We start from the raw sequence: 26,046 nt of genomic DNA, 5'->3' as shown, positions 1-26,046 counted from the left end.
TGGGCATCATTTATTCAATTTTCTGATCCGTTCCGATGGCGTAATGATATCAGTCAGGCGGATGCCGAACTTGTCGTTCACGACCACGACCTCGCCCTGGGCGATCAGGCAGCCGTTCACCAGCACGTCCATCGGTTCGCCGGCCAGGCCGTCGAGCTCGACGACCGAACCCTGGGCCAGCTGCAGCAGGTTCTTGATCGCGATTTTCGTGCGGCCGAGTTCCACGGTCAGCTGCACCGGGATGTCGAGGATGAAGTCGATGTCGTTCGGCGTGTCCGGGCGCGGGCTCTTGGCGCCGAAGTCCTGGAACACGGCGGCGCTGGCGGTCTGCTGCTTCTGCAGCGCGGCGGCTTCGGCGGCGGCCTGCTCGGCAATGGCGGCGCCCCAATCGTCGTCGAGGTTTTGATCGTCCTGGTTGTCAGACATTGTGTTTCTCCTGATTGAAGCTGTCGCTGTTGGCCAGCAGTTTCTCGACCTTCAGCGCGTACTGGCCATTCGCGACGCCGTAAGTGCATTCCATCACGGGCACGCCGTCGACGGTGGCCTGGATGGTGTCGGGGACGGAGATGGGGATCACGTCGCCGACTTTCATGTTGAGGATATCGTCGAAGTTCGCCTTGCCGTGGCCGAGTTCGGCCACCAGTTCGACTTCGGCCACCTGGATCTGCTGGGTCATCAGGCGGATCCAGCGTTTATCGACTTCCAGCGCCTCGCCCTGGATGCTCGAGGTCAGCGCATCGCGGATCGGCTCGATCATCGAGTAGGGCATGCAGAAGTGGATCTGGCCCGACACCGGACCGAGCTCGATGGTGAAGGTGGACGATACCACGACTTCGTTCGGGGTCGCGATGTTCGCGAACTGGGTGTTCATCTCCGAGCGGATGTACTCGAATTCGATCGGGTACACCGGTTCCCACGACTTGCCGTAGGCCTCGAACACGATGTCCAGGATGCGCAGGATGATGCGCTGCTCGGTCTGGGTAAAGTCGCGGCCTTCCACGCGGGTGTGGAAGCGGCCGTCGCCGCCGAACAGGTTGTCGACCAGCAGGAACACCAGGCCCGGATCGAAGACCATCAGCGCGGTGCCGCGCAGGGGCTTCATGTGGATCAGGTTCAGGTTGGTCGGCACCACCAGGTTGCGGATGAATTCGCTGTACTTCGACACCCGCACCGAGCCCACCGAGACCTCGGCGCTGCGGCGCAGGAAGTTGAACAGGCCGATGCGCAGCAGGCGTGCGAAACGCTCGTTGATGATCTCGAGCGTCGGCATGCGGCCGCGCACGATCCGCTCCTGGGTCGCCAGGTTGTAGGTGCGGACTCCCGAGGTGTCTTCAGGCGCGGAGATATCGTCCTGATCGCCGTTGACCCCTTTTAAGAGGGCATCGACCTCTTCCTGTGAGAGGAAATTATCGGCCATGATGTTTCTTTACTGGATGATGAACGAGGTGAACAAGACGTCGGACACTTCCTGTTCGTCGCCTTCTTCTTCGAACGGCACTTGTACCACGGCCTTGATCTCGGACGCCAGCTGCTGCTTGCCTTCGACGGTGCTGATCTCGGACGCCTTCTTGCCCGACAACAGCAACAGCACGCGGCTGCGCACCTTGGCCATGTTGTCCTTGATCAGGGTTGCCTGTTCAGGGCCGTTCACCTGCAGGGTAAACTGAATCTGCAAATACTGGTCGCCGTTTTCGGGCTGCAGGTTCACCACAAACTGTTCCACCGGCACGTACTCGGCCTTGTGGGCTTCCTTGGCCTTTTTCTTTTTCTTCGGTGCTTCTTCGTGGGCCTCGGCATCGCCGCTGCCGTGCAGGAAGAACCAGCCCGCACCGGCGCCGCCGCCAAGCAGCAGCACGCCCGCGATCGCGATGATCATGAGCTTCTTCTTCGACCCGCCCGCCGGAGCGCCTGCGTCTGCTTTCGGGTCGGCTTTCGTTTTCGGATTCGCTTTCAAGATACCTCGTGCCAAATGGGTTGCGTGATTATGGCATTATCGGGAAAAAGTGCGCAGCGGCAAGCTTTGAAAAGAAAGGGGAAGGTGGGCTATCTCGGGGTTTGTCGAGTGGCATCGTGCCAATCGGATGAGCATCCAAGACAAACGGCCGCATTCCGCGGCCGTTGAGTTCGTACGGTGGGCACCCCGTGCCCACGCAAAAAGTGGAATGACGTTATCGGTGTTCGATGACGCGGCGATGAAAAATCGAAACGCGTCCAAATGATCATCCGGGGACGTCAACAATCATCGACGGAAACGACAGGAAACGCGTTATCGCGACGCGCCTTTCCGCGTGGGCACAGCGTGCCCACCGTACGGGACGCTGCGGCGTCATGCCATCATATCGATCAGGCGAAGGTGTCGACTGCCCCGGCGCCACCCAGGATGCTGGTGCGCTGGCGCGGCGTCACTTCGGCCACGGCGCTGTCGCCGCCGCCATTCCCGCTACCGCCGCCGCCCGAACGGCCCGAACCGGGCTGGTTCTGCTGTCCATTGCCCTCGTTCCCCGCATTCACGCTCGCATTCCCCAGCGCGATCCCGCTCTCGCTCATCATCTCGCGCAGGCGCGGCAGGGAGTTTTCCAGGGCCTGGCGTACCTCCAGCTGCTGCGACGAGAAGGTCACGCTGGCCATGTCGTTCGACACGTTCAGCACCACCTGCACCGGCCCCAGGTCAGGCGGGTTCAGTTCCAGCGTCGCGCTCTGCTCTTCGCCGCCCACCATCCAGATCACCTTCTGGCCGACCTGGTTATCCCAGGCGGGCGTGCCCACGCGTGCGCTCAGGCGGTCGGTCGGCACGGCGCCCGCGGCCTGGGCGTTTTGCAGGGCATTCGTCTGTGCCACCAGGCTGGTGAAGGTTTCCGGCGCGGCCGTTTCCTTCAGCGCCGCCGTGCTGTCGTGCAGCTTGGCGGCGAACTGGCCGGCATCCGCCTGCAGTTTGGCCGCCTGCTCGCCGGCCTTGCCCAGCTCCATGCCGCGCAGGTCGATGCCCTGCGCCGCCTTGTCCTGGCCGTCGGCCGCGGCCGCCAGCGCATTGGTGTCGAGCTTGATGGCCGGCTCGCTTTCCAGGCCCAGCTTGCCCTTCAGGCCGGCCTGGGCGCCGCCGGCGGCGCCGGTGTCGAGCGCCGGCGTGGCTTTCGCGGCCGCCTGCGGCTGGCTCAGGCTGGCCAGCATGGCGAGCATGTCGGTGACCGAATCGGCCGCCTTGGCGTCGCCCTGCGCCGCTTCCTCGCCTTCGCCGCTGTCGGCAGTGGCCTTGGTGTCGGTGCTGGCCTGGGCCGTATCCGCTTTTTCGGTGCTGTCGGTTTTCGCGGTGTCCTTGGCCGGCTCCCTGGCGGCTTCGCGTGCCGGCGCCTTGGCTTCGTTGGCGGCCGGCTTGTTCGCTTGCGCCTGCGGTTTCGCCACCGCTTGCGGCTGGGCCGGCTGCGGCTGCATCTGCGGGGCCGGCTGGGCTTGCGCCTGGGCCTGGCGCTGTTCCAGCTGGCGCTGCTCGACCTGGCGTTGCAGGGTCGCGCCGAAGTTCACGCCGTCGTTGTTCAGCACGGCATTGCCGCGCATGTTCTGCGACTGGTTGTTCAGGCCATTCGTGCCATTGACCTGGAACGGAAGGGAAGTGGTGTGCATCGTCATGGTGTGTTCAACGTTGGTTGCGGACGGTACGCGCAGCGTGGTCATCCATCATTTTCTGGTCGCGCTTGTCGGCGATCTTCTGGGCCTCGGCCACCGCGCGCTCGTTCAGCGTGCGGTAGGACAGTCGCTTGCGCTCGCTTTCCTGCCAGGCTTTCTTTTCCTGGTCGCTCTTGTACTTCGCGTGTTTCACGACTTCGGCCTGGCCATTGATCGCGTTGTCGAGCTTGCCGACAAAGGCGACGAAGTTCTGGTAGGCGAAGGGCGTGATGCCCGCCATTTGCTGCTGGTCCAGCCGGTTGGCGTAATCGTCGCGGTAGCCGAGCAGCATCTGGTGCTTCTGCTCGGCTTCCTCGACCGCCTTCAGGGCGGCGCCGAGACGCTTTGCTGCGTCGTCGGAGTCGCGCTGGGCCAGCTCGATCAGGGTTTCAAGGGCGGAGGTATTTGCCATAGTGGATTAGTATATCCACGCAGCAACCATACCGATCAGCTGAATAGAGAGGTTAATTGCCCCAAGCTCTGGTCCATGCCCGTGTTTTCAAAGATTTCCTGGCACAGGAATTCCTCGATTTTCTCGTTCAGCGCAATCGCCTGGTCCAGCACCGGGTCGCTGCCCGGCGCATAGGCGCCAACGCTGATCAAGTCGCGCGAACGCTGGTAGCGCGAATACAACTGCTTGAGTTTGCGCGCCGCCAGCTGGTGTTCATGGGTGGTAATGCCGTGCATCGCGCGGCTGATCGATTGTTCGATGTCGATGGCCGGGTAGTGGCCGGCCTCGGCCAGGTGGCGGTTCAGGACGATGTGGCCGTCGAGAATACCGCGCGCCGCATCGGCGATCGGATCCTGCTGGTCGTCGCCCTCGGACAGCACGGTATAAAAGGCCGTGATCGAGCCGCCGCCTTCCAGGCCATTGCCGGCGCGTTCCACCAGCACCGGCAGCTTGGCGAATACCGATGGCGGATAACCCTTGGTGGCCGGTGGTTCGCCGATCGCCAGGGCGATCTCGCGCTGGGCCATGGCGTAGCGGGTCAGCGAATCCATGATCAGCAGCACGCTCTTGCCCTTGTCGCGGAAGTGCTCGGCAATCGCCGTGGCATAGGCCGCGCCCTGCAGGCGCATCAACGGCGGGCTGTCGGCCGGTGCCGCCACCACGGCCGAGCGCGCCAGGCCTTCCGGCCCCAGGATCTGCTCGATGAACTCTTTTACTTCGCGGCCCCGTTCGCCGATCAGGCCGACCACGATGATCTCGGCCGTGGTGTAGCGCGCAATCATGCCCAGCAACACCGATTTACCGACGCCGGTACCGGCGAACAGGCCCAGGCGCTGGCCACGGCCCACGGTCAGCATGGAGTTAATCGCGCGCACGCCCACGTCCAGCGTGTCCTTGATCGGCGCGCGATCGAGCGGGTTCACGGGGCGGGCGTTGATCGGCGCCATGTCGTTGGTGCCGAGCGGGCCCTTGCCGTCGAGCGGACGGCCGGCGCCGTCGACCACGCGGCCCAGCAATTCGATGCCGACTGGCAGGTGGCGCGCGCGGTCGCTCGGACGGCGCCGCGGGTGGGCCACCGTGCCCGGACGCGGCACCGGCGTTTCCACCGGAAACACGCGCGAACCCGGCACCACGCCTTCGACGTCGCTTTGCGGCATCAGGAACAAACGGTCGCCCTCGAAGCCGACCACTTCGGCCTCGATCTTCGCGCCGCTCGACAAGGGGATGGTGCAGGCGCTGCCGACAGCCAGGCGCAGGCCGACGCATTCCATCACCAGGCCGGCCACGCGCGTGACGCGGCCCGACACTTGCATCGGCTCGACAAAGCCGAGCAGGGCGTCGCAATCGGACAAATACGATTTCCAGCGCGCCGTGTGGCGATCGAGCGTGGCGGTGCTCATCAGCCCAGCCACTCCACGTTCTTGCCCAGCGCATGCGACAGGCGGGTCCAGCGCGCCTGGGCGGTGGCGTCGATCTGGTTGCTGGCGGTATCGACCTTGCAGCCGCCGCGCGCGACCTGCGGATCGGCCACCACGCGCCAGCCGCCCTTGTCGATCTCGTCGCCCAGACCCGCACGCACGATCTCGATGTCGTCCGGGTTCAGCGCCAGCACGGCCGGCTGCTGCAGCACCGGCAAGTATTCGATGGCTTCGCGCACGATCGGGATGATGAGTTCAGGGCGCACCTCGAAGGCCGTGCGCACCATCGAGCGCGCCAGGTGCAGCGCCAGGTCGAGCACGTCGGAGGCGATGGCGTCGTCGGCTTGGGCCAGCGCGCTGCTGAAGCTGGACGCGACCGCGCGCAGGCTCTCGATTTCGCCGGCGGCGTCGATCCGGCCCTGCTCCAGCGCCTCGGCATGGCCGGCGGCGTAACCCGCGGCCTGGCCTTCTTCCAGGCCCTCGGCATAACCCTCGGCGCGCGCCGCTTCGCGCAGCGCTTCGAGTTCGGCCGCAGTTGGCAGTTGCACTTGTGGCATGGCCGGCGCCGCAGCAGGGGCCTGGGCCGGCATGCGCGATGCATTCGCCGCGGCCGCTGCCGCCTTTTCCCGCTCCTCGGCCGCGATGCGTGCAGCCAGCGTGCTCGGACGCTGGTCGCCGAAGGAGTTCATTTCCCAGCGCTTGAAGGCGCCTTGCGTGTCTTTGTTCATCGTCGCAGTTTAGCCGATTAGACGAAGGAGTCCTCGCCCTTGCCGCCCAGCACGATCTGGCCTTCGTCGGCGAGGCGGCGCACGATCTGCAGGATCTGCTTCTGCTGCGCTTCCACTTCCGACAGCCGCACCGGACCTTTTGACTCCAGGTCTTCGCGCATCATCTCGCTGGCGCGCTGGCTCATGTTCTTGAAGATCTTCTCGCGCAGGTCTTGCGACGCGCCCTTCAAGGCGATGATCAGCATTTCCGACTGCACTTCGCGCAGCAGCAACTGGATGCCGCGGTCGTCGATGTCGATGATGTTGTCGAACACGAACATCTCGTCCATGATCTTCTGCGCCATGTCGTTGTCGTAGTTCTTGATGTTTTCCATCACCGAGCTTTCCTGCTCGCCGGCCATGAAGTTCAGGATCTCGGCCGCGGTACGCACGCCGCCGAGCGAGGACTTCTTGATGTGCTCGTTACCCGACAGCAGCTTGGTCAGCACGTCGTTCAGCTCGCGCAGCGCCGCCGGCTGCACGCCGTCCAGGGTGGCGATACGCAGCACCACGTCGTTGCGCAGGCGGTCGGTGAAGTGGCTCAGGATCTCGCAGGCCTGGTCGCGCTCGAGGTGGACCAGGATGGTGGCGATGATCTGCGGGTGCTCGTTGCGGATCAGTTCCGACACCGACTGCGCGTCCATCCACTTCAGGCTTTCGATGCCCGAGGCGTCCTTGCCGCCCAGGATACGGTTCAGCAGCACGGCCGCCTTGTCGTCGCCCAGCGCCTTGGTCAGCACTTCGCGGATGTATTCGTCCGAGTCCAGGCCGACCGTCGAGTGGGCATCGGCTTCGTCGCGGAAGGCTTCGAGCACGTTCACCACCTGCTCGTGCTGGACCGCCTTCATCGAGGCCATGGCCGCGCCGAGTTTCAGCACTTCGCGCGGGCCGAGGAACTTCATGACCTCGGCCGCTTCTTCCTCACCCATGGCCAGCATCAGGATGGCCGCTTTCTGGATACCGTCTTGTTTGTCGCTCATTATTCCGACCCCACCCATGCCTTGATCACGTTTGCCACGATGCGCGGATCGTTACGCGCCATCTCTTTTGCCATCGCCAGGTTGGCGCGATAGCTGCGTTCCCGCGGTTCCTCTTCCGGTTCCAGCGGCATCCCGTCCGGACCCAGCGCCGGCTTGCCGCCGCTGCCGAGTTCGACGGTGCTGCTGTCGTCGTCGTCTTCTTCCTCGTCCTTCTTCTCTTCTTCCGGCACGGCGGTGACTTCGTCGAACTTGTTCATCACCGGACGCAGCAGCGGACGCAGGATGCGGAAGTACAGGAAAGCCAGGATTGCCGCGATCAACAGGTACTTGCCGACTTCCATTGCCAGCGGCAGGTTGGAAGGATCCTTATACCAGTCCGGGCCGGTTTCGTCCGGTTTGTCGACACCGTCGAACGGGGCATTCGCCACGTTCAGGGTATCGCCACGTGCTTGCGAGTAACCCATCGCCTGCTTGACCAGCTCGTTGATCTGCGCCACTTCGGCGGCCGGCAGCGGCTTGACGGTGACCTTGCCGGTGGCCGGGTCGACGGTACGGCGGTAGTTCACCACCACGCCCACCGTCAGGCGCTTGATGCCGCCCATCGGACGCTGCTCGTAACGGATGGTCTTGTCGACTTCGTAGTTGGTGGTTGCATCCTTGCGGCTCGGGCCGGTTTGCGCCGGTGCGGCACCCGGCGCGCCAGGAGCGCCGCCTTCGATCGGGGCGGTCGCCACGCCAGGCGGCTGGTTCGACAGGGCGCCCGGGATGCCATTCGCGTTGCCGGTCGACGGGCCGGTCTGTTCCGAGGTCTGCTGGCTGCGGATCGCCTGCGGTTCCGGCGGCGAATTCGGCTTGTACATCTCGGCGGCGGTATCGACTTGCGCGAAGTCCACTTCGGCGGTCGCTTCGGCGCGCACATTGCCCTTGCCGACGATCGGCGAAATCAGCGATTCGACCTGCTTGATGATGTTCTGCTGCACTTGCTCGACATACTTCAGCTGGCTGGCGTCGAGTTGCTTGCCCAGGCCATTGCCTTTCGGTTGCTCGGAGAGCAAATTGCCGTTCTGGTCGACCACGGTCACGTTGCCGATGGTCAGTTCAGGGATGCTCGATGCCACCAGGTGCACGATGGCGCTGACCTGGCCCGGGTCGAGTGCGCGGCCCGATTGCAGGTTCAGCAGGACCGAGGCGGTCGGCTTTTGCTGGTCGCGGACGAACACCGACGGCTTCGGCAGCGCCAGGTGGACACGGGCGCCGGCCACCGAACCGAGCGACTGGATCGAACGGGCCAGCTCGCCTTCCAGCGAACGCTGGTAGTTCACCTGCTCGACGAACTGCGACACGCCCAGCTTCTGGTTTTCCAGCAGCTCGAAGCCGACATTGCCGCCTTTCGGCAAGCCTTGCGCGGCCAGCTTCAGGCGCAGGTCCGGCACTTGCTCGGCCGGCACCAGGATGGCGCTGCCGCCTTCCGAAAACTTGTACTTGACGCCCATCTGGTCGAGCGAGGCGGTGATCGCGCCGCCGTCCTTGTCGCTGTAGTTGGCGTACAGGACGCGGTAGTCCGGCGTCTGGCTCCACATCCAGATCGCCACGACAACGGCCAGCGCGGCAGCGATGCCGCCGCCAATCACGACCTTCTTGCCCATCGGGGTCTTATGGAAAGGTTGCGGCTGTGCTGGGGTGTCGATCAGTTCGTCAGCAGTCGTTGCGGCCATGTGTGTTGTCCGTGAGGATGAATGAGGTCAGGACGAGATTATGAAGCCGTAGGGCAACATTCAAACGTTTGAATAGGGGGTGGTTTCCCCTCCTGCTCGACGCAAAATCTCGTCAGTGGACTGGTAATCTGACAGCCTGACATCGCTCGACTACATTTTGTACGCGGGCACGCAAGAGATCGATAGGAGAACCCATGAGCATAGGCGGAATCGGCGGCATAGGCGGCATCGACAGCAGCCGCATCGAGGCCATGATGAACCAGCTGAAGGCGGCCGCCACCAAGCCGGCGGCGCCGTCGCTGGGTACTGGTGGATTGGGCGGGCTGGGCGGCATTGGCGGGCTCGGCAATGTGGCGGCCCCGGCGGCCAACGAAGGCGCATCGAAGGTCAGCTTTTCGGATGCGCTGAAGAATTCGCTGCAGCAGGTGAGCAATTCGCAGAAGGCGGCGGAAGAGATGGGGCAGAAGTTCGCGATGGGCGACGACAGCGTGAGCCTGTCGGACACCATGATCGCGATGCAGAAGTCGAGCATTGCCTTCCAGGCGACGGTGCAGGTGCGCAATAAACTGGTCTCGGCGTATCACGAGATCATGAATATGCAGGTGTAAGCATTGCAGGCCGGATAGAGAAAGGGCCGTGTTCCTTGGCAGGAGCGCGGCCCTTTTCGTTGATGCGTGCCTGCGGCTGGAAATGCCCGCCTGCGGCCGGGACCGTAGGGTGGGCACTCCGTGCCCACGCGAAAACCGGCATGCTGTTGGCTTCGTTTTATTGTTGCGACATGCTCTGGCACGCTGCGTCTCAATGCATAGCCCACGGCCTCAACCCGGCCAACACGACGCATGTTTTCGCGTGGGCACGGAGTGCCCACCGTACGGGAAGCGCTACCGATTGATCAGATCAACCCCGCCAGGCGCGCATTCCGCTCGCGCTCCAGCTTGGTAATGTAACGCTGCACCCCCGCCATGTTCGCGCGCGAAATGTCCACGAACATGCAGCCGATCCGGCGGCTGGTCTTGTTGTTCAGCATCGTCACATCCAGTGCATTCCTCACCTGCAGCGAGGTATTCACGGTGCCGATCTCCGGCAACTCGATGCGGCAGCCGGTAAACGTCTGGCCGATGGTCGAGTTCAGCATCAGCTTGTTGTCGAGCAGGGCAATGCCGCCGCAGCTGATGTCGGCCAGCGGGAAGTTGGCGCTGCCGCCGCCGAGGTCGATCGGCATCGGCACCAGCACCGGCACCGGGTTCGTCACCGGCGTCGGCATGCGGTAGAACTCGCGGCGCTGCAGGCGGATCAGGGAATCGGGGATGTTCGCGGCCAGCGCGGCCGTGCCCTGGAATTCGAGTTCCTGCAGGCCGCCGGCGCGGAACAGGATGCGGATCTTGTCGAGATAGGTTTCGCACATCACCTGGCCGGCGCGCAGGATGCGCTCGTTCTGCTCGCGGTTGATCGAGCGGTCGAGGATGAACAGGCCGCTCTCCGGGTCGACTTCCAGGACAGAGGTGACGCACACGTCCGCCTCGCCCTTGATCTTCATGCGGATCAGCTGCTTCTTCTCGCCGATCTGGCGCAGCAGCGCGACGATTTCCTTGCGCGACTGCACTTCGTAGTCGTGCCAGTTTTCCAGTTCTGCGTCATGAATTGCTTGCATCTTGTTCCGCCGGGAATGCAGGTGAGTCGATGAGGAGCGCGGTGTCGGGCGGGGCGGGGAGCGGCCGGCCGTGCTGTTGCGCTGACTCAATATGATATAGCCATGCCAACAGTTCCGCAATTGCGCGGTACAGGGCCGGGGGAATCTGGCCGTCGAGGTCGATGTCCATCAGCAGCGACACCAGCTCCTTCGATTCGTGCACGAAGACGCCGGCGTCCTTGGCGCGGCCGATGATCTGCTCGGCCACCAGGCCGCGGCCCTTGGCCACCACGGTCGGCGCCTTTGAGCCCGCCGCATAGGCGAGGGCGACGGCGCGCTGCTGGCGCTGGGCCTGCTTGTGGTCCGGGGCGCTCATGGCGTGTCCGTGCCGTGGATGCGCAGCGCCGCCAGCTCGCTGCCGGCCGCCGCCAGCGCGTCCTGCAGGCGCGGCGCGCCTTCGCGCAGCGGCGCCAGCACCTCCGGGGCCGCCTGCAAGTCGATCTGCACGTGCTTGCCGCGCAAGGTGATGCTGGCTTTCACTTCGCCCAGGCGCGCAAAGCGCAAACGCAGGCCGCTTTGCCAGCCGGGTTCCTGCCCGGGTTCGCCCTGGCCGCGCGATCCTTGTTCTCCCTCGCGCGTGACTTTCCACTCGAAGGCCTGGCCCGGCGCCAGCTGGCCCTGCCAGTTGATCTGCCCCTGCTCCTGGCCGGCCAGCTGCATGTTGATCATGCGCGCCAGGGCCGGGTCGGTGGGCGGGGTGCCGGGCGCCTTTTGCGCCTGCGGCTCGCCCAGCAGGTCGGACAGCGGACGCTTGCCCTCGGCCCATTCGGCCACATGCGATTCGTAGAACAGGCCGCTTTTCGCGATGGCCTGCTTCAGCTGGCTTGCCAGCTGGGCCGGATCGGGTGCGCCTTGGGGCACGAGCGGCGTGGTGCCGGTGACGGACGCCGCGCCGGGCGCAGCGTTGGCGCCCTGCAGCACCTGCGCCAGCAGGCGCGCGGCCGGGCTCAGGTCGGCCGTTTCGTGCTGGCCGCCGGCCTGGGTCAAAGGGGAAGTCGCCGCGGCGACGGCGGCGGCAAGGGAAGCCGACTGCGCGCTGAGCGGCACGGGCGTGCCGTGCAGGGTGGCGTCGCCAAGCTGGAAGGTCGGCTGGGGCGAAGCCGCCAGCACTTTCATCGAGAGTTCGGCGCCGGGCTGGGTACCGGGGGGCAGCGCCATGCGCACCTGCATGTCGGCGACGCGCACCATGAAGCTGCCGTCGCCCAGGCGCGAGAGTACCGACACCGGCACTTTGCTGCCGAGCATGGTCGAGAGCGCGCGCTCGAAGGCCTCGGTGCGCGGGTCGGCCGTGCGCTCGATCGGCGCCACCGGCCGCGCCGGCAGCGGGGCGCTGACGCCAGGGCTGGGGATGCGCTCGACCATCGTTCAGTCAGGAATCAGACGCTGCCGTAGGCGTTGGCGAGGCGGCGCTGGGTACCGGAGTTGTTGATCAGGGCGGACAGGTGGGCCATCCACGGCATGGTGAGGTCGCGGATGCGGCGGTCGTCGGCCAGGATGCGCTTGATGCAATCGATCTTTGCCTGGCGGCCGAGCGGGTTCAGCTGGACCGCGGCCTCGCCGCTCTTGAGCAGGTCGACATGGACGCTGCAGCGTTGTTCGAGTTCGGTCAGGTGATCCCAGTCGCCGGCTTCGGCGGCGAGGAGCATCTGGCCGGTGAGGTCGGCAACGGCGGCGTATTCGGACAGCACTTCCTGGCCGGTCATCATCAGGCGCTCGCCATGACAGGGTAGTGGGAAGCCAGCGCGCTCGGGGCGGCCGGTTTTTCGCCGATCTGGGTCCACGCGTCGCGCAGGTCGGTCAACAGGGTTTGCACTTCTTCCAGCATGTCAGCCTTGTTTTGCAAGTTAGCAGTGAGCAGGCGTTCGGTCATGTAGGCGTACAGCGAGTCCAGGTTGCCGGCGATGTCGCCACCGGCCTTTTTGTCCAGACTGGCGCGCAGGCCATTGTTGATGATGTCGAGTGCCTTCGAAATGGCGGCGCCTTTTTCCGCGATCTGGCCCGCCGACATGTGCTTGTCGGCGTTCTTGATCGCGCTCAGGGCGCCGTCGTACAACATGACGATCAGTTTATGGGGCGAGGCGGCGATGACCGAAGTCTCCAGGCCTACTTTTGCGTAAGCGTTCACGCCGCGCTGCATCGATCCAAACATCAGAACCTCCAAATACTTCAGTTGTGCGCAAGCGCCTTTGGTCGCTTGCCGCAGAGTTCGTGCTGGAGCTGGTCGGGATAGCGTCGAGGCCGGCCTGCCATTCTTCAGCGAGGGTAGTTTACTCACTTAACGGCAGCTTCTAACCGGACTTGAGAGCTGGAAATGTATGCCTTATCGCGCTTTTATTGCACTGGCAAGAAATCGGAAGGGCTTGTGCGCCCTCAGACGAAGGCGCGGGGAGGAAAGAGCAAGATCAATCGTTGCGCGTTTGCTTGCGGCGCTCGTGGTGGCGGCGGTGCAGCGGCGACTGTAAGGCGCGTGCGAGGATGGCGCGCGGCACGTTGCAGCTGTCGAGGTACTTGAATGCGAAATCGACGCCGCGGATATCGACCAGGTACAGGGCGTATTCGGCGGTCAGGGCGGTTTGTTCGTCGGTTCGTCTTTGTATCATGTACTTCTCCATGCCCGCTGGCGGAAGAGGGCGGCGTTGGCACAATGATATGCGTGTACCAGGCGCGCGCAGCTGGAGAAGTTGTTAACAATTGTATCGGTTGTAGGACGCGGCCCAATCGCTCCTCGGGCCTACTGGGATAGGCTCCTAGTGGCGCCGGGCGGCGCTACGCAGGGGAGGCGCCTGCGCCTGTGACCCATGCGCAACAATGAATGCCGCCGCATCGCCAGGCGACAACGGGCGCGCATACAAAAAGCCCTGGGCCTGGTCGCAGCCGGCCTCGCGCAGGGCCGCGGCCTGGGCCGCGGTTTCCACGCCTTCGGCCACCACGCCCAGGTTCAGGCGGTGCGCCATGGCGGCGATCGCCTGCACGATGGTGCGCGAGTCTGCGCTGTGCGCGACGTCCTGGACAAAGGATTTGTCGATCTTCAGCTTGTCGATCGGCAGGCGGCGCAGGTAGCTGAAGCTGGAGTAGCCGGTGCCGAAGTCGTCGATGCTGAGCGCCACGCCGAGCGACTTCAGCTTGTGCATGACCACCATGCTGCGCCCGGGATCGGCCATCGACACGCTTTCGGTCAGTTCCAGTTCCAGCAGCGCGGGCGGCAACTCGGCGGCGGCCAGCTGTTCGCTGACAATGGCCACGATGTCGCTCTGCATGAACTGGCGCGCCGACAGGTTCACCGCCACCGGCACCGCGGGCACGCCGGCTTCGCGCCAGGCCGCCAACTGCCCGACCGCGGTCTTGACGATCCATTCGCCGATCGGCGCGATCAGGCCGGTTTCCTCGGCGATCGGCACGAATTCCTCGGGCGACACCACGCCGTGCTCGGGATGGCGCCAGCGCAGCAGCACCTCGAAGCCGGCCAGTTTCCCGCTGTCGAGGGCGATCTTCGGCTGGTATTGCAGGAACAGTTCCTCGCGTTCCAGGGCGCGGCGCAGGTGGCTTTCCAGGGTCAGGCGCCGTCCCATCTCGCGCCGTTGCGCCGGGTCGTAGCGTTCGATGCGGCCGCCGCCCTGGGCCTTGGCGTGGCGCATGGCGGTGACCGCATTGTTGAGCAGGGTGTCGCCTTCCTCGCCGTCCTTCGGATAGCAGGCGAAGCCGACGCTGCAGGTAAGCGAAAGGTCGGCCGCCGCGCCATAGGCGTGGCTGTTGACCTCGGCCATCAATTGGCCGAGGCGCGCCAGCAGGCGCTCCTCGCCGTCGGGGTCGTTCAGCAGCATGACGAACTCGTCGTTGCCGGCGCGCGCCAGCATGTCGCCTTCGCGCAGGTGTGCTTGCAGGGCGCGCGTGACCGTCACCAGGGCGGCGTCGCCGACCTCGTGGCCGAGCACTTCGTTCAGTTGTTTGAAGCGGTCCAGGTTCAGGCAGGCGACGACCGCGCTCGCGCCTGCGGCCTGCCAGGCCGCGATGTTGGCGCCGATACTGCGCAGCAGGGCCTGGCGGTTGGCCAGGCCGGTGAGGGCGTCGTGGGTCAGCAGGTATTTCACCTGGCCGGCCGCGGCGGGCACCGGAGAGACGGCGGCATTGTGCAGCAACTGCTCATGCAGTTCCTGGGCCGCGCGCGCCAGCTGGCGGTGGTAGATCAGTTCCTCGACCATGCGCCCCAGTTCGTACAGCTCTTCCAGCTCGTCCTCGTCCATCGTGCGCGGGCGGCTGTCGATCACGCACAGCGTGCCCAGCTTGGCGCGCTCGACCGAATACAGCTGCACGCCGGCGTAGAAGCGGATGTGGGGTGCGCCGATGACGCTCGGGTTGTCGGCAAAGCGTTCGTCGAGGGTGGCGTCCTCGACCACCAGCGGCTGGTCGCTGAGGATGGCGTGGCCGCAGAACGAGGTCTCGCGCGGGCCGGACTGGGCGTCCATGCCGCAGCGCGACTTGAACCATTGGGTATCGCTGCCGACCAGGGAGATCAGGACGGTGGGCACGTCGAACAGCCTGGCGGCCAGGCGCGTGATGCGGTCGAAGGCTTCTTCCGGCGCGGTGCCGTAGAGCTCGGTAGCGTAGAGGGCCGCCAGGCGTTTCGCCTCGTCCACCGGAATCTGAGGTCTCTGCATGTTTAACAATTCACCGGGTCTGGCGTATCCGTTGAGATAAGCCCATTACGCCCGAAAAAAAGTGAATGCGCAATGCGAGCACGGCTGAAATCCGGCGTTTTCATGCAGGATGAATTGTGAACTTTCGTTGCCTGAAAATGGCCACCGGAGATCACGCGATCCCGCGGCGGCCATCCTGGTGTCAGCCGCGCGGCAGGGCGGCCAGCGCGTTTGCCACCTCGGCGATCACGCCGTCCCAGCCGCCGGCGCGCTCCTGGCGGAACAGGCGGGCTTCGGGATACCAGGGCGAGTCGCTGCGCTCGGTGAGCCAGCGCCAGTCGGCCACGTGCGGCAGCATCACCCACAGCGGCTTGCCGAGCGCGCCGGCCAGGTGGGCCACGCTGGTATCGACCGAAATCACCAGGTCCATCAATTCGCACAGGGCGGCGGTGTCGGCGAAGTCGTTCAGGTGGGCGTCGACGCGCAGCACGCCCGAGGCGTCCAGCGCCGCCAGGTCTGCGGCGCGGTGTTCCTTCTGCAGCGAGACGAAGTCGCAATCCTGCTCGAACAGCGCGGCCAGCTGCGTGAACAGGATGCTGCGGTTATGGTCGTTCGCGTGGTGCGGGTTGCCGCTCCATGCCAGGCCGACGCGCGGGCGCCGGCGCGCGCCGAGCCGCTCTTCCCAGGCCGCCGCCCGCGCCGGCTCGGCCGCCAGATAGGCGCCGGGGGCCGGAATCGTATCGATGTCGGTGCCCAGCGCCAGCGGCAGCGACATCAGCGAGCAGTGGTAGTCGAAGGGCGGCAGCGGCTCGCCCTTGGCCAGCAGCTGGTCGACGCCCGCCAGCCCGCCGAGCAGGCCGCGCAGCGGCGCCTGGACTTCGAGCACGACGCGCGCGCCGCGCGCCTTTACCAGCGACGCGTAGCGGCAGAACTGCAGGGTGTCGCCCAGGCCCTGTTCGGCGAACAGCAGGATGGTCTTGCCTTCCAGCGCTTCCTGGCCGAGCCAGGCCGGCGCGCCGAGGTCGCGCTTTTCGCGGTAGCAGCTGAGCGACTCGTTTTCCCAGCGGTATTCGTAGTCGCGCCAGCCTTCGGCCAGGCGGCCGTACTGCAGGTTCAGCAGGCTGCGGTTCCAGCGCGCCACGGCGTAGTCGAGATTCAGGGCGATGGCGGCGTCGAAGCAGGCCAGGGCGTCGTCGTAGCGGCGCAGCTCTTCGTAGGCGTTGCCGCGGTTGTTCCAGATCGGCGCGGTCTCGCCGGCGATGGCCGCCAGCGCGTCGTAGGCGGCCAGGGCCTCGTCGATGCGTTCCAGGTCCTTCAGCACGTTGGCGCGGTTGAGGGCGGCTTCGGTGTGTTCCGGCTTTTCGGCCAAAATCGCGTCGAAGCAGGCCAGGGCCTCGTCGAAGCGGCGCAGGCGCTGCAGCGCGATGCCGCGGTCGTTGCGGGCCGGCAGCGACTCGGGATCGAGGGCGAGCGCGGCGTCGAAGCATTCGAGCGCGCCCGGGGCATTGCCCATGGCCAGCACCAGGCTGCCCATGCTGCAACGGAATTCCGCCGACTGCGGCGCCAGCACGATCGCGCGGCGGTAGGCCTCCATCGCCTCGTCGTGGCGCTTGAGCTGGCGCAAGACCTTGCCGCGGCGATGCTGGGCCTCGCCGTGCTCGGGATGGGCTTCCAGCACCGCGTCGTAGGCAGCCAGCGCTTCCTCCGGCTTGCCCAGCACCTGCAGCGCCGTGCCCAGGTTGACGCGCGCCTCGACGTGGCCGGGATCGAGGGCCAGCGCCGCTTCGTAGCTGGCCAGGGCGGCGTCGGGCAGGCCCAGGGCCGCCTGGATATTGCCGCGGTTATTGTGGGCAGGCACGTGCTGCGGCGCCAGCGTCAGGGCATGGCTGCAACTGGCCAGTGCTTCGTCCAGGCGCTCCAGGCGCTGCAGGGCCACCGCGCAGTTGTTCCAGATCTCGGCATCGCCCGGCGCCTGCACGATGGCGGCGTCGAAGCATGCGAGCGCTTCGTCGTACTGTTCGAGTTCGAGCAGCAGCGTGCCCAGGTTGTACAGGGCGTCGACGTTCTCCGGGTCGAGGGCGAGCGCCTGGCGGTAGCTCTCGAGGGCCGGATCGCGTTCGCCGATGGCCTTGAAGATATTCCCCAGGTTGCAGTAGGCCGAGGGCACGCGCGGATCGATCCGGATCGCCGCGCTGATGAATTCCAGGGCGAACTCGTAGTTGCCGCTCGCATGACCCAGGATGCCCAGGTGGTGCAGGGTATCGAAATGGTTCGGCTCGATCTGCAGGGCGGCCTCGTACTGGGCAAAGGCGTCGTCGAAGCGGCCTTCGCGGTGGGCGGCGAGGCCGGCGGCAAACAGCAGGTCGACCTGGGCGAATTGATCCTGGATAGTCGTCATGGTGGCGGCGAAAAGTGCGGTAGTAATGAAGGGTGGGTAATTACTGCGCGGCGCGCAGTTCGGCGGCGGCCGGGTCGGACCCGTGCACCGCCAGGATATTGATCCCGAGCGGGAAGACTTCATAGCCGAGCTCGGTAACGAAGCGAATCAGTTCTTCCTCGTTCGACTTGATCTTCTCGATCAGCAGCTGGGGCTTGAGGCGGGCGATCGCGTCGCGCGCGCCGTGCAGGGCTTCCATTTCCATGCCTTCGATGTCGATCTTGATCAGGTCCAGGCGCGGCAGGCCGATCGAGTCGATCGCCAGCATCTGCACGGTCTGGGTCGCTTCGTCGGAGTAATCGATGTGCTGGCCGATGAATTCGGTGCCGGCGTTCTGGCGCAGCTCCAGGCTGCCGAAGCTCGACGGCACCAGGTAGTTCGGCACCGGCACGCGGATGGCGCCGTTGCTGGCGCCCACGGCGGCCCAGATGGCGCGCGCATTGAAGCAGTTGTTCAGGGTCAGGTTGCCGGCCAGCGCATAGAAGATGCGCTCTTGCGCCTCGAAGGCGAGCACGTCGCCCCAGCCATGCATGTGGCGCGCCCATTCCACCGTGTGCACGCCGATGTTGGCGCCGCAATCGATGGCGATCAGGCCGTCGCCGAAGTGGCGGCGCCGGCTGTCGAGCAATTGCAGGATGAAGCCGACTTCGTCGGCATCGAAGGACGAGGTTTCCAGCAGCTGGAAGCCGACCCCGTAGCCGCCGCCCTCGACCAGGCGATAGTCGTGGCGGTTGACCAGCATGCTGCCGTGGTCGGTGGAGCTGAGCACGAAGGCGGCAGGGCGTTTCGGCGATTTTTGCATGGAGTGTCCTCTTGTTGGTATTCGGGATGGCGCTGCATCGGATGCCGCAGACGGGCAAGGGTGCAACAGGTACAGCGCAGTCTAACTTGCCGTACGGCATGACCAACGCCGGAACAAGGGGGAAAAACGCCCGCAAATACGGGCCTTGAAAACTTGCTGTACGGCATATCGTTACATCCGGCGCACACCGAGCCTCAATATTTTCCAGAACGTGCCGTAGACCTTCCTGTCGCGGCATTGGTGTCTGTTACGCCGGCGCGGTTCCGCTTCAGATGCAATCTTGCTCATAAACATTTTTTTTAAAAAAGTCCTCAAGGTTTTGCAGAGGGGTCCGTTAAAGAATTCAAGCGAGCGGCAAACGCCACGCAAGAAACCAACCGAACCCTGATAGCAGCACCAAACTGAACTGCCCACTGGAGAACTACCATGTCGATCATTAACACCAACCTGTCGTCCCTGAATGCACAACGCAACCTGACCAAGTCGGGCAACGAGCTGTCGACCTCGATGCAGCGCCTGTCGTCGGGCCTGCGCGTCAACAGCGCCAAGGATGACGCCGCCGGCATGTCGATTGCCACCAAGATGGATTCGCAGATCCGCGGCATGTCGCAAGCATCGCGTAACGCCAACGACGGCATCTCGATGATCCAGACCGCCGACGGCGCGCTGTCGAACATCTCGGACGCGCTGCAGCGTATGCGTGAACTGGCTGTCCAGGGCGCCAACGAAACCAACGGCACCCAGGAATGGGAAAACATCAACTCGGAAATCTCGACCCTGAACACCGAGATCGGCCGTATCGCGTCGGACACCAAGTTCAACGGCGTGGCACTGCTGACCGCCAGCTCGGCTGTCAAGACCATCCAGGTTGGCGCCGATTCGGGCCAGAAGATCGACGTCACCTTCGGTTCGAACACCGCCTACGCCGGCGTCTCGGCTGCCAGCGTCACCGTGACCGATGAAACCACCGCCGCCACCGCGATCGCCAACATCGACAAGGCCCTGGAAGCCCTGAACAAGGAACGCGCATCGCTGGGTACCTCGCAAAACCGCATGGGCTACGCCATCAGCAACCTGGCTACCTCGGTCGAGAACCAGTCGGCAGCAAAGAGCCGCATCACCGACACCGACTACGCTGCCGAAACCAGCAAACTGAGCCGCGCGCAGATCCTGCAGCAGGCCGGTACCGCGATGCTGGCCCAGGCCAACTCGGCACCGAACAACGTGATGTCGCTGCTGCGCGGCTAATCGCCCCGGTATAATCGATGTTTCAGCTGTGCGGGGTCCATGCCCCGCACAGCCGTTTGTAGGAGAGGTATCCGATGCTGCAACCCATCCAAGGTGGAAGCCCATCGGCCGGCGGCACGGCGCGGCCGGCCGCCGATGCGGCGATCAAGCCTGTTCCGACCTCCGCTGCCGTGTCCGGCAGCGGGGCGCCGGCGCAGGCCGAACGCGCACCCGACCGCGCCGAACTGGGCAACGTGGTCGATGACCTCAACAAGGTGGCGCAAGCCAACGGCCAGGGCGTGCGCTTCTCGGTCGATGAGGACACGGGCCGCACCGTGATCAAGGTGGTCGACACCCAGACCGACGCCGTGCTGCGCCAGATTCCATCGGTCGAGGCACTCAAGCTGTGGCGCTCGATGGAACAGATGCAAGGCGCGATGTTGCGCGACAAGGCGTGACGCGGCCGCGTCCTTGCACATATTGAAGGGAGAATCGCATGGCGATTAGTGGTGCTGGTATGTTATCGGGGCTCGACGTCGACGGCATGGTGTCGTCCTTGATGTCGATTGAAAGACAGCCCCTCGCGACCCTGCAGACCAAGCAGAAGGGCTTCGATGCGAAGCTGTCCGCCTTCGGCACCCTGAAAAGTGCCGTGTCCACCTTCCAGACCGCGGTCAAGGCCCTCGGCGGCGACGCCCTGCGCGCCCTGACCGCCAGCTCGACCAAGACCGATACCGTGGGCGTGTCCGTCACCAAGGACGGCGGCGCCAGCGCCGGCAGCTATGCCATCGAAGTGAGCAAGCTGGCCCAGAGCGACAAGCTGGTGTCGGCCGGCGTTGCTACCGGCACCACCTTCAGCGCCGCCGGCAGCTCGATGTCGATCAGCATCGGCGGCAAGACCACGGCCCTGAGCCTGACCGACACCACGCTCTCGGGCCTGAGCGCGGCGATCAACCGCTCGAACGCGGGCGTCACCGCCACCATCCTGAATGACGGCACCCAGGACCGCCTGGTCATCACCGGCAACCAGACCGGCACCGCCAACGGCGTGACGATCGCCGCCACCGGCAGCCTGGCCGCCTTCGATACCACCTCCGGCAGCGTGACGCGCTCGCAGACGGCGCAGAACGCCGAGATGACGATCGACGGCATCGCCGTCTCGAAAGCCTCGAACACCGTCACCGACGCGATCAAGGGCGTGACCCTGAACCTGACGCAAACCAACGTCGGCAGCCCGGCGACGGTGGCGCTGGCCAAGGACACGGCGTCGATCAGCAAGGCCATCAGCGGTTTCGTCGACGCCTACAACACGCTGGCGACGGCGGTCACCAAGCAGACCGGCTACAACGCCACCACCAAGACCGGCGGCGTGCTGAACGGCGACGCCGGCGCGCGCTCGATCCTGACCAACATCCGCGCCGAACTCGGCAAGGCCGTGACCGACGCCACCGGCGTCAAGACCCTGTCCGACATCGGCATCGCCTTCCAGCGCGACGGTACGCTGAAGGTGGAAAAGCAGGCCAAGCTCGACGCCGCGATGGCCTCGAACTTCGAGGGCGTGGCGGCGCTGTTCTCGTCGAGCTCGGGCGTGGCCACGCGCCTGACCAAGGTGACCGAGGAAATGCTCGGCTCGAAGGGCGTGTTCAAGAACCGCACGGACGGCCTGAACGCCTCGATCACCAGCATGGAAAAGAGCCAGGAAAGGATGGAGCTGCAGCTGGCCCAGACCGAAAAGCGCTACCGCGCGCAGTTCACCTCGCTCGACACGATGATGACCAACATGCAGAGCATGAGCAGCTACATGACGACCCAGCTGTCGGCACTGGCGGCGAACAGCGGCTACTGACGCGACGATTGCTTGCCCGATCGATGGCGCCGGCGCATTCTGCGTACGGCGCCATTCTTTTTTCTAACCTGTCTTTTTGGAGCAGCCCATGACGCGCCTGGCCCTGGTCATGATCGTGCGCGACGAAGCCGCATCGATCGCGCGCTGCCTGGCGTCGGCCGCGCCGCTGGTCGACGACATCGTCGTGCTCGACACCGGTTCGCGCGACGCCACCCCGGCATTGGCGCGGGCCCACGGCGCGCGCGTGTTCGCGTTCGACTGGTGCGACGACTTCGCCGCCGCGCGCAATGCCGCGCTGGCGCATGCCGGCGCCGACTGGAACCTGGTGCTGGACGGCGACGAGTGGATCGCGCCCGGCGCCGGCCGCGCCGCGCTCGACGCCGTGCTGGCCGGGCCGCCCTGCATCGGCGTGCTGCCGATGGCCAACGAAGTCGATTTGCAGGGGCGGGTCGAGCATACCACCCTGTGGCTGCCGCGCCTGCTGCCGCGCGGCGTGCGCTACGCCGGCCGCATCCACGAGCAGCCGGTGTCGAACCTGCCGCGCCGCCGCATCGCGCTGGCCCTGGGCCACGACGGCTACCGTGCCGCGGCGCTGGCGCGCAAGCGCGGCCGGAATGCGGCGCTGCTGGCGCGCGCCCTGGCCGAGACGCCGGGCCAGCCCTACCTGCTGTACCAGCTCGGCAAGGACCACGAGGTCTACCGCGACTACGCCGCCGCCGCACCGCTGTACCGCCAGGCGCTGGCCGCCGGCGGACAGGAGGGCTGGCGCCACGACCTGGTGGTGCGTAGCCTGTTCGTGCTGAAGAAACTGGGCCTGCATGAAGAAGCGGTGGACCTGGCCGAAGCCGAGATGGCCCACTGGCAGGACTCGCCGGATTTCTACTTCACGCTGGGCGACCTGCTGCTCGACTGGGCGAGCAGCGAGCCGGCACGTGCGGCCGCGCTGCTGCCGATGGTGGAAGACTGCTGGCAGCGCTGCCTGGCGCTGGGCGAACGCCCCGAGCGCGACGGCGCCGTGGCCGGGCGCGGCAGCTACCTGGCCGCGCACAACCTGGTGGTCCTGTACGAGAACCTTGGCATGGAGGAGCATGCGGCGCGCCTGCGGCCCCTGGCTGCGCGGCGCTAGCGGTTCGCCGTTTGTAGGGTGGACACAGGTGTCCACCCTACCAAACCTGGTCGTATCGCTTCGCGCTAGCGGTGGGGGGGGCGGAAGTACGACCGCGCAAAGCTAGTTGCGCCTGTCCCCAGGCGCGACCTCATCCTCGGGCAAGCGCAGCTCGGCCTGCATGGTGCGCGCCGTGGTGCGCTCGCGCAGCGTGGTCGGGGTCTTGCGCAGCAGGACCTGCATGAAGGCGGCCGCTTCGACGCCGCATTCCTTCATCGCGCCGTCCAGGTAGCCGAAGTAGGCCATCTCGAAGCGGTGCTCGAACCAGCCCAGGTACCAGAACCAGTCGGTGTAGTAGATCCAGGACTGTTCGTTCATCGCGCGCACGTGGGTCGGGTCTTGCCAGGCCGCCGGCGCATGCTCGTAGGGCACCTCGATCTGGAAGGTGCCGCCTTCTTCCAGCAGGCGCAGGCAGTTGGTCATCAGCGTCGCCAGGTCGGGCACGTGTTCGAGCACGTTGTTGGCGCGGATGTGCTCGATGCTGCCCTCGGTCAGCAGCAGCGGGCCGACGCGCGGCCCGCTGGCCGCCAGCGGCAGGTCCAGCGGCTGGCCCAGGTCGAGCACCAGGTCGGGTTGGGCGCGTTCGACGATGTCGAGGTTCAGCCAGGCCTGCTTGTAATCCTTGCCCGAGCCGAGGTTGATGCGGCGCGGCTGCCAGGGGCCGGCTGCACGCCGGGCGCCATGGCTGGCATGCACCGCGCGGCACAGGTCGAGCAGGGCGGCATAGGCCTCGATCGGGTCGCTCGCCTCGAAGGCCTGGACGGCGGCGCGGCCGGCCGCGAAAAAGGCGGGCGTGGCAAATTCGGTCGTGAAGAAGCGTTCCAGGTCGGCGTCGGCCACCCAGTGCACGCTGTCCTCGAAGGCCGCATGCGGCCGGTACTGCGGCGCACGCTCCGAGATCACGGGGGTACCCAGCGACAGGCAGTGCGACACGCGCGCCTGCTCGAAGCGGCTCGATGCATAGAAGGGCGCGTTCAGCACCGCCTTGGCCTGGACGATGAAGGCGTCGCGCTCGGCGCCGTACAGGGGGCCGTCGAACTGCGCCACCGACAGCCCGCAGGCTTCGATGCGGTCCAGCCACGCGCGGCGGCGTTCGTTGACGCTGCCGATGAACAGCAGGTCGATCGGGCGTTCTTCGAGCGGGATGCTGTGCTGCGGCTTCAGGTAGGGCGCAAACAGCAGCGGCACCACCGCCACGTCGCGGCGCCCGGCCGCATACGCGGGCAGGTTCAGGGGATCGTAGTCGGCCACCGGCGCGCCGGCCAGCAGTTCCAGGTAGGCCGGCGGCAGCGCGGCGCCGCCTTCGCCCAGCTGCTCGAGGTTGACGAAGACGCAGGCGAAGCGCTCGCGCTGCTCGACCGGAAAGCCCAGGTGGGCGCCGAAGACGATGTTCAGCGCATCGTGGCGCAGCCGGTTCTTGGCGATGCCGACCTCGGCCCCGAGACGGCGCAGCTGGTAGCGGAAGTAGCGCGCCTGGTCCAGGAAGCCGAGCGAATGGACGTATCCGGCGGGCTGCTGGACGCAGATATGAATCGGGGGAAGGGACGGCATCGATGGCTCCGGTGTGGAAAAGAAGGGCCGGCTCAGGCGGCCACGACGACGCGGTTCTTTCCGCTCTGCTTGGCCTGGTACATCGCCTTGTCCACGCGCGCCAGCAGCGTCGCCTGGTCTTCGTTCGGCAGGCGCAGGGCCACGCCGGCCGAGAAGGTGATCAGGAGCTTCTCGTTATCGTGCAGGAAGAAATGCTTGGTCAGCTCGCGCTGCAGGCGCACCATGGTCTGCACCGCCGATTCCACCGTGGTCTCGGTCATGATGATCATGAACTCCTCGCCGCCGAAGCGCGCGATCACGTCGATCGAGCGCAGCGTGCCTTTCACCACCTTGGCCAGGTGGCGCAGGGCGTTGTCGCCGGCCAGGTGGCCGTAGGTGTCGTTCAGCTTCTTGAAGTTGTCGAGGTCGAGCAGGGCCACGCACAGCGGCGTGCCGCGGCGGTCGGCGCGCGCGCTTTCGCGCTCGAACACGTCGTCCAGGCCGCGCCGGTTCAGGGTGCCGGTGAGCTGGTCTTCGCGCACCAGCTCGCTCATGTGCTGCAGCTTCGCTTCGAGTTCCTTGATGCGCTGCTCGGCGTCCTGGACTTCCTGGTGCGCCGCCAGCATGCGGTCGCGCGAGGCCAACGCCTCGGCCTGGGCGTGGCGGGTTTCGCGCAGGACTTCGTCTAGCACCTCGTTCAGTTCGGTGATGTCGCCGGCATGGCGGATGCGTTCGGAAAAGCCGCCCAGCTTGTCGTGGAAGTCGCCGGTCGAGGCTGCCACCGAACCGAGGCGGTCGATGAAGGTCATCATCATGTTCTTGACGGTCGACTTCACGTCCGCCAGGCCGTGCTTGAGTTGCCCCTGCTTGTAGATCACGTCCTTCAGGCTGCGCGTGGCGTCTTCCAGCGCGCGCGCATCGATCGGGCCGGCAATCAGGTCCTGCACGGCGGCGATCTGGCCGCGCATCCAGCTGTCGTCGTCGAGCAGCTCGCTGACGTTTTCCAGCAGCAGCTTGAACAGGCGCAGCAGCAGTTCCTGCTGTTCGCCCGAATCGCCGCTGTGCAGCTCGATCTGGAAGCAGAGTTCCTTCAGGCGGCTGGCGATTTCCTGCAGGGCCGCGTCGCTGTGCGCGACCTTGACTGCCGCGCCGAGCGATTCGGCTTCGCCGGCCAGCGTGGAATTGGCCGGCAGCAGCGAGGCCAGGGCAAAGGCCAGCGTACGGCTCAGCAATTCGCGCAGCACGATCGCGTCCTTGCTTTCCATGCCATAGGTGACGCCGGGCGGAATGCCGCGCCGCAGGTGTTTTTCGACCAATTGCGACAGGGCGCGCGCGTACGCGTCCCAGTCGCGGCCTTTCACGGCGCGGGTCAGGCGGCGGCCGTACTCGGCCAGTTCGCCTGGGGTATCGGTGAGCTGGGTGGCGAAATCGCCGAGCACCTCGTCGGGCGCGGGGCCGGTCAGGGGAATCGGCTGCACCGGTGCGGCCGCAGGCTTGGGCAGGCCGGCGATCTCGTTGTAGATCTCGGCATAGGCGTCGGGGGTGGGAGCGATGCGGCGGGTGGCCAGGCGGCGGAAGGCTTCGCGGGCGATTTCGACAGGATGTTGGGTGGGCGGATTGGACATGATGCAGCGCAAGTATTTTTAAGTTTGGCGTAATGATAAGCAGGTTTTGTGTTTGTCATTACGCGAATAGAGGCCGAAAGGTCCCTTACTTAGCGGCAA

General features: G+C 65.7%; 25 protein-coding genes. 5 read left to right on the top strand and 20 right to left on the bottom strand.

What is annotated here, in order from left to right; translation table 11 throughout:
- Positions 1–6: 6 nt before the first annotated feature.
- From fliN to fliF, 9 genes are all read right to left on the bottom strand, one after another.
- A complete protein-coding gene (fliN, locus tag QPK31_RS03745) occupies positions 7–426 on the bottom strand; it encodes a flagellar motor switch protein FliN (RefSeq protein ID WP_290421606.1) in 420 nt (139 codons plus the stop codon).
- Positions 419–1,417, bottom strand: a complete 999-nt coding sequence (fliM, locus tag QPK31_RS03740; RefSeq protein ID WP_290421605.1) for a flagellar motor switch protein FliM — start codon at positions 1,415–1,417, stop codon at positions 419–421. The genes fliN and fliM overlap by 8 nt, the downstream gene beginning before the upstream one ends.
- Before the next feature lie 9 nt (positions 1,418–1,426).
- A complete protein-coding gene (fliL, locus tag QPK31_RS03735) occupies positions 1,427–1,954 on the bottom strand; it encodes a flagellar basal body-associated protein FliL (protein WP_290421604.1) in 528 nt (175 codons plus the stop codon).
- A 389-nt stretch (positions 1,955–2,343) separates the two neighbouring features.
- Positions 2,344–3,624 carry a flagellar hook-length control protein FliK gene (locus QPK31_RS03730; protein WP_290421603.1) on the bottom strand — a complete coding sequence of 427 codons (1,281 nt, stop codon included), beginning with the start codon at positions 3,622–3,624 and terminating at the stop codon, positions 2,344–2,346.
- A gap of 7 nt (positions 3,625–3,631) precedes the next feature.
- Positions 3,632–4,072: a flagellar export protein FliJ gene (gene fliJ, locus QPK31_RS03725; RefSeq protein WP_290421602.1), complete on the bottom strand. Its 441-nt coding sequence runs from the start codon at positions 4,070–4,072 to the stop codon at positions 3,632–3,634.
- 35 nt (positions 4,073–4,107) lie between these two features.
- Complete coding sequence (gene fliI / locus QPK31_RS03720) at positions 4,108–5,511, bottom strand: flagellar protein export ATPase FliI (RefSeq protein ID WP_290421601.1); 1,404 nt, start codon at positions 5,509–5,511, stop codon at positions 4,108–4,110.
- Complete coding sequence (gene fliH / locus QPK31_RS03715; protein WP_290421600.1) at positions 5,511–6,257, bottom strand: flagellar assembly protein FliH; 747 nt, start codon at positions 6,255–6,257, stop codon at positions 5,511–5,513. The genes fliI and fliH overlap by 1 nt, the downstream gene beginning before the upstream one ends.
- A gap of 17 nt (positions 6,258–6,274) precedes the next feature.
- A complete protein-coding gene (gene fliG, locus QPK31_RS03710; RefSeq protein WP_290421599.1) occupies positions 6,275–7,276 on the bottom strand; it encodes a flagellar motor switch protein FliG in 1,002 nt (333 codons plus the stop codon).
- A complete protein-coding gene (gene fliF, locus QPK31_RS03705; protein ID WP_290421598.1) occupies positions 7,276–8,991 on the bottom strand; it encodes a flagellar basal-body MS-ring/collar protein FliF in 1,716 nt (571 codons plus the stop codon). The genes fliG and fliF overlap by 1 nt, the downstream gene beginning before the upstream one ends.
- A 194-nt stretch (positions 8,992–9,185) precedes the next feature.
- Here fliF and fliE point away from each other — a divergent pair, with 194 nt between their 5' ends.
- Positions 9,186–9,599: a flagellar hook-basal body complex protein FliE gene (gene fliE / locus QPK31_RS03700; protein WP_290421597.1), complete on the top strand. Its 414-nt coding sequence runs from the start codon at positions 9,186–9,188 to the stop codon at positions 9,597–9,599.
- Between the two features lie 284 nt (positions 9,600–9,883).
- On the opposite strand, the gene QPK31_RS03695 is transcribed toward fliE, so the two are convergent.
- From QPK31_RS03695 to QPK31_RS03655, 9 genes are all read right to left on the bottom strand, one after another.
- Positions 9,884–10,642 carry a flagellar brake protein gene (locus QPK31_RS03695; RefSeq protein ID WP_290421596.1) on the bottom strand — a complete coding sequence of 253 codons (759 nt, stop codon included), beginning with the start codon at positions 10,640–10,642 and terminating at the stop codon, positions 9,884–9,886.
- On the bottom strand, positions 10,626–10,997 hold the full coding sequence (locus QPK31_RS03690; RefSeq protein ID WP_290421595.1) for an EscU/YscU/HrcU family type III secretion system export apparatus switch protein: 372 nt from the start codon (positions 10,995–10,997) through the stop codon (positions 10,626–10,628). Before QPK31_RS03690 ends, QPK31_RS03695 begins: the two co-directional genes overlap by 17 nt.
- Positions 10,994–12,043, bottom strand: a complete 1,050-nt coding sequence (locus tag QPK31_RS03685; RefSeq protein WP_290421594.1) for a flagellar hook-length control protein FliK — start codon at positions 12,041–12,043, stop codon at positions 10,994–10,996. The genes QPK31_RS03690 and QPK31_RS03685 overlap by 4 nt, the downstream gene beginning before the upstream one ends.
- A gap of 14 nt (positions 12,044–12,057) precedes the next feature.
- The gene (locus QPK31_RS03680) at positions 12,058–12,387 is read right to left on the bottom strand and encodes a flagellar protein FliT (RefSeq protein ID WP_290421593.1); all 330 of its coding nucleotides are present in this window, start codon (positions 12,385–12,387) and stop codon (positions 12,058–12,060) included.
- A complete protein-coding gene (fliS, locus tag QPK31_RS03675) occupies positions 12,387–12,830 on the bottom strand; it encodes a flagellar export chaperone FliS (protein ID WP_290421592.1) in 444 nt (147 codons plus the stop codon). Before fliS ends, QPK31_RS03680 begins: the two co-directional genes overlap by 1 nt.
- 253 nt (positions 12,831–13,083) lie before the next feature.
- Positions 13,084–13,281, bottom strand: a complete 198-nt coding sequence (locus QPK31_RS03670; protein ID WP_290421591.1) for a hypothetical protein — start codon at positions 13,279–13,281, stop codon at positions 13,084–13,086.
- A gap of 147 nt (positions 13,282–13,428) precedes the next feature.
- Positions 13,429–15,336, bottom strand: a complete 1,908-nt coding sequence (locus QPK31_RS03665; RefSeq protein WP_290421590.1) for a bifunctional diguanylate cyclase/phosphodiesterase — start codon at positions 15,334–15,336, stop codon at positions 13,429–13,431.
- A 181-nt stretch (positions 15,337–15,517) separates the two neighbouring features.
- A complete protein-coding gene (locus tag QPK31_RS03660; protein WP_290421589.1) occupies positions 15,518–17,713 on the bottom strand; it encodes a tetratricopeptide repeat protein in 2,196 nt (731 codons plus the stop codon).
- Between the two features lie 40 nt (positions 17,714–17,753).
- Positions 17,754–18,554: an FkbM family methyltransferase gene (locus QPK31_RS03655; protein ID WP_290421588.1), complete on the bottom strand. Its 801-nt coding sequence runs from the start codon at positions 18,552–18,554 to the stop codon at positions 17,754–17,756.
- A gap of 426 nt (positions 18,555–18,980) precedes the next feature.
- On the opposite strand from QPK31_RS03655, the gene QPK31_RS03650 reads away from it, so the two are divergent.
- The 4 genes from QPK31_RS03650 to QPK31_RS03635 all read left to right on the top strand — a co-directional run bounded on the left by QPK31_RS03650 (position 18,981) and on the right by QPK31_RS03635 (position 22,753).
- Entirely contained in the window at positions 18,981–19,802 is an 822-nt protein-coding gene (locus QPK31_RS03650; RefSeq protein WP_290421587.1) for a flagellin, read from the top strand.
- A gap of 74 nt (positions 19,803–19,876) precedes the next feature.
- Positions 19,877–20,239: a flagellar protein FlaG gene (locus QPK31_RS03645; protein WP_290421586.1), complete on the top strand. Its 363-nt coding sequence runs from the start codon at positions 19,877–19,879 to the stop codon at positions 20,237–20,239.
- A 59-nt stretch (positions 20,240–20,298) separates the two neighbouring features.
- Positions 20,299–21,627: a flagellar filament capping protein FliD gene (gene fliD, locus QPK31_RS03640; RefSeq protein ID WP_290421585.1), complete on the top strand. Its 1,329-nt coding sequence runs from the start codon at positions 20,299–20,301 to the stop codon at positions 21,625–21,627.
- Positions 21,628–21,715: 88 nt separating this feature from the next.
- Positions 21,716–22,753 (top strand): tetratricopeptide repeat protein, encoded by a 1,038-nt coding sequence (locus QPK31_RS03635; protein WP_290421584.1) that lies wholly within the window; start codon positions 21,716–21,718, stop codon positions 22,751–22,753.
- Positions 22,754–22,855: 102 nt separating this feature from the next.
- On the opposite strand, the gene QPK31_RS03630 is transcribed toward QPK31_RS03635, so the two are convergent.
- Together QPK31_RS03630 and QPK31_RS03625 are read right to left on the bottom strand one after the other, a co-directional pair.
- Positions 22,856–24,343, bottom strand: a complete 1,488-nt coding sequence (locus tag QPK31_RS03630) for a hypothetical protein (RefSeq protein ID WP_290421583.1) — start codon at positions 24,341–24,343, stop codon at positions 22,856–22,858.
- Positions 24,344–24,375: 32 nt separating this feature from the next.
- Entirely contained in the window at positions 24,376–25,947 is a 1,572-nt protein-coding gene (locus QPK31_RS03625; protein WP_290421582.1) for a GGDEF domain-containing protein, read from the bottom strand.
- Positions 25,948–26,046 lie beyond the last annotated feature (99 nt).

The organism is Massilia sp. YIM B02769 (assembly GCF_030411995.1).
In the GTDB taxonomy this organism is placed as follows: domain Bacteria; phylum Pseudomonadota; class Gammaproteobacteria; order Burkholderiales; family Burkholderiaceae_D; genus Telluria.
Note: the sequence above shows the minus strand (reverse complement) of the source record. Positions and strands in the feature narration are given on the sequence as shown.

Bases quoted from the DNA above. Each gene is read 5' to 3' on its own strand.
- QPK31_RS03650 (WP_290421587.1), top strand. From the start codon at position 18,981: ATGTCGATCATTAACACCAACCTGTCGTCCCTGAATGCACAACGCAAC.
- fliG (WP_290421599.1), bottom strand. From the start codon at position 7,276: ATGAGCGACAAACAAGACGGTATCCAGAAAGCGGCCATCCTGATGCTG.
- fliS (WP_290421592.1), bottom strand. From the start codon at position 12,830: ATGTTTGGATCGATGCAGCGCGGCGTGAACGCTTACGCAAAAGTAGGC.
- QPK31_RS03645 (WP_290421586.1), top strand. From the start codon at position 19,877: ATGCTGCAACCCATCCAAGGTGGAAGCCCATCGGCCGGCGGCACGGCG.
- QPK31_RS03665 (WP_290421590.1), bottom strand. From the start codon at position 15,336: ATGCAGAGACCTCAGATTCCGGTGGACGAGGCGAAACGCCTGGCGGCC.
- QPK31_RS03685 (WP_290421594.1), bottom strand. From the start codon at position 12,043: ATGGTCGAGCGCATCCCCAGCCCTGGCGTCAGCGCCCCGCTGCCGGCG.
- QPK31_RS03695 (WP_290421596.1), bottom strand. From the start codon at position 10,642: ATGCAAGCAATTCATGACGCAGAACTGGAAAACTGGCACGACTACGAA.
- fliE (WP_290421597.1), top strand. From the start codon at position 9,186: ATGAGCATAGGCGGAATCGGCGGCATAGGCGGCATCGACAGCAGCCGC.
- fliN (WP_290421606.1), bottom strand. From the start codon at position 426: ATGTCTGACAACCAGGACGATCAAAACCTCGACGACGATTGGGGCGCC.
- fliJ (WP_290421602.1), bottom strand. From the start codon at position 4,072: ATGGCAAATACCTCCGCCCTTGAAACCCTGATCGAGCTGGCCCAGCGC.
- fliI (WP_290421601.1), bottom strand. From the start codon at position 5,511: ATGAGCACCGCCACGCTCGATCGCCACACGGCGCGCTGGAAATCGTAT.
- fliM (WP_290421605.1), bottom strand. From the start codon at position 1,417: ATGGCCGATAATTTCCTCTCACAGGAAGAGGTCGATGCCCTCTTAAAA.
- QPK31_RS03630 (WP_290421583.1), bottom strand. From the start codon at position 24,343: ATGCCGTCCCTTCCCCCGATTCATATCTGCGTCCAGCAGCCCGCCGGA.
- fliD (WP_290421585.1), top strand. From the start codon at position 20,299: ATGTTATCGGGGCTCGACGTCGACGGCATGGTGTCGTCCTTGATGTCG.
- QPK31_RS03625 (WP_290421582.1), bottom strand. From the start codon at position 25,947: ATGTCCAATCCGCCCACCCAACATCCTGTCGAAATCGCCCGCGAAGCC.
- QPK31_RS03680 (WP_290421593.1), bottom strand. From the start codon at position 12,387: ATGATGACCGGCCAGGAAGTGCTGTCCGAATACGCCGCCGTTGCCGAC.
- QPK31_RS03670 (WP_290421591.1), bottom strand. From the start codon at position 13,281: ATGATACAAAGACGAACCGACGAACAAACCGCCCTGACCGCCGAATAC.
- fliF (WP_290421598.1), bottom strand. From the start codon at position 8,991: ATGGCCGCAACGACTGCTGACGAACTGATCGACACCCCAGCACAGCCG.
- QPK31_RS03690 (WP_290421595.1), bottom strand. From the start codon at position 10,997: ATGAGCGCCCCGGACCACAAGCAGGCCCAGCGCCAGCAGCGCGCCGTC.
- QPK31_RS03660 (WP_290421589.1), bottom strand. From the start codon at position 17,713: ATGACGACTATCCAGGATCAATTCGCCCAGGTCGACCTGCTGTTTGCC.
- fliH (WP_290421600.1), bottom strand. From the start codon at position 6,257: ATGAACAAAGACACGCAAGGCGCCTTCAAGCGCTGGGAAATGAACTCC.
- QPK31_RS03655 (WP_290421588.1), bottom strand. From the start codon at position 18,554: ATGCAAAAATCGCCGAAACGCCCTGCCGCCTTCGTGCTCAGCTCCACC.
- QPK31_RS03730 (WP_290421603.1), bottom strand. From the start codon at position 3,624: ATGACGATGCACACCACTTCCCTTCCGTTCCAGGTCAATGGCACGAAT.
- QPK31_RS03635 (WP_290421584.1), top strand. From the start codon at position 21,716: ATGACGCGCCTGGCCCTGGTCATGATCGTGCGCGACGAAGCCGCATCG.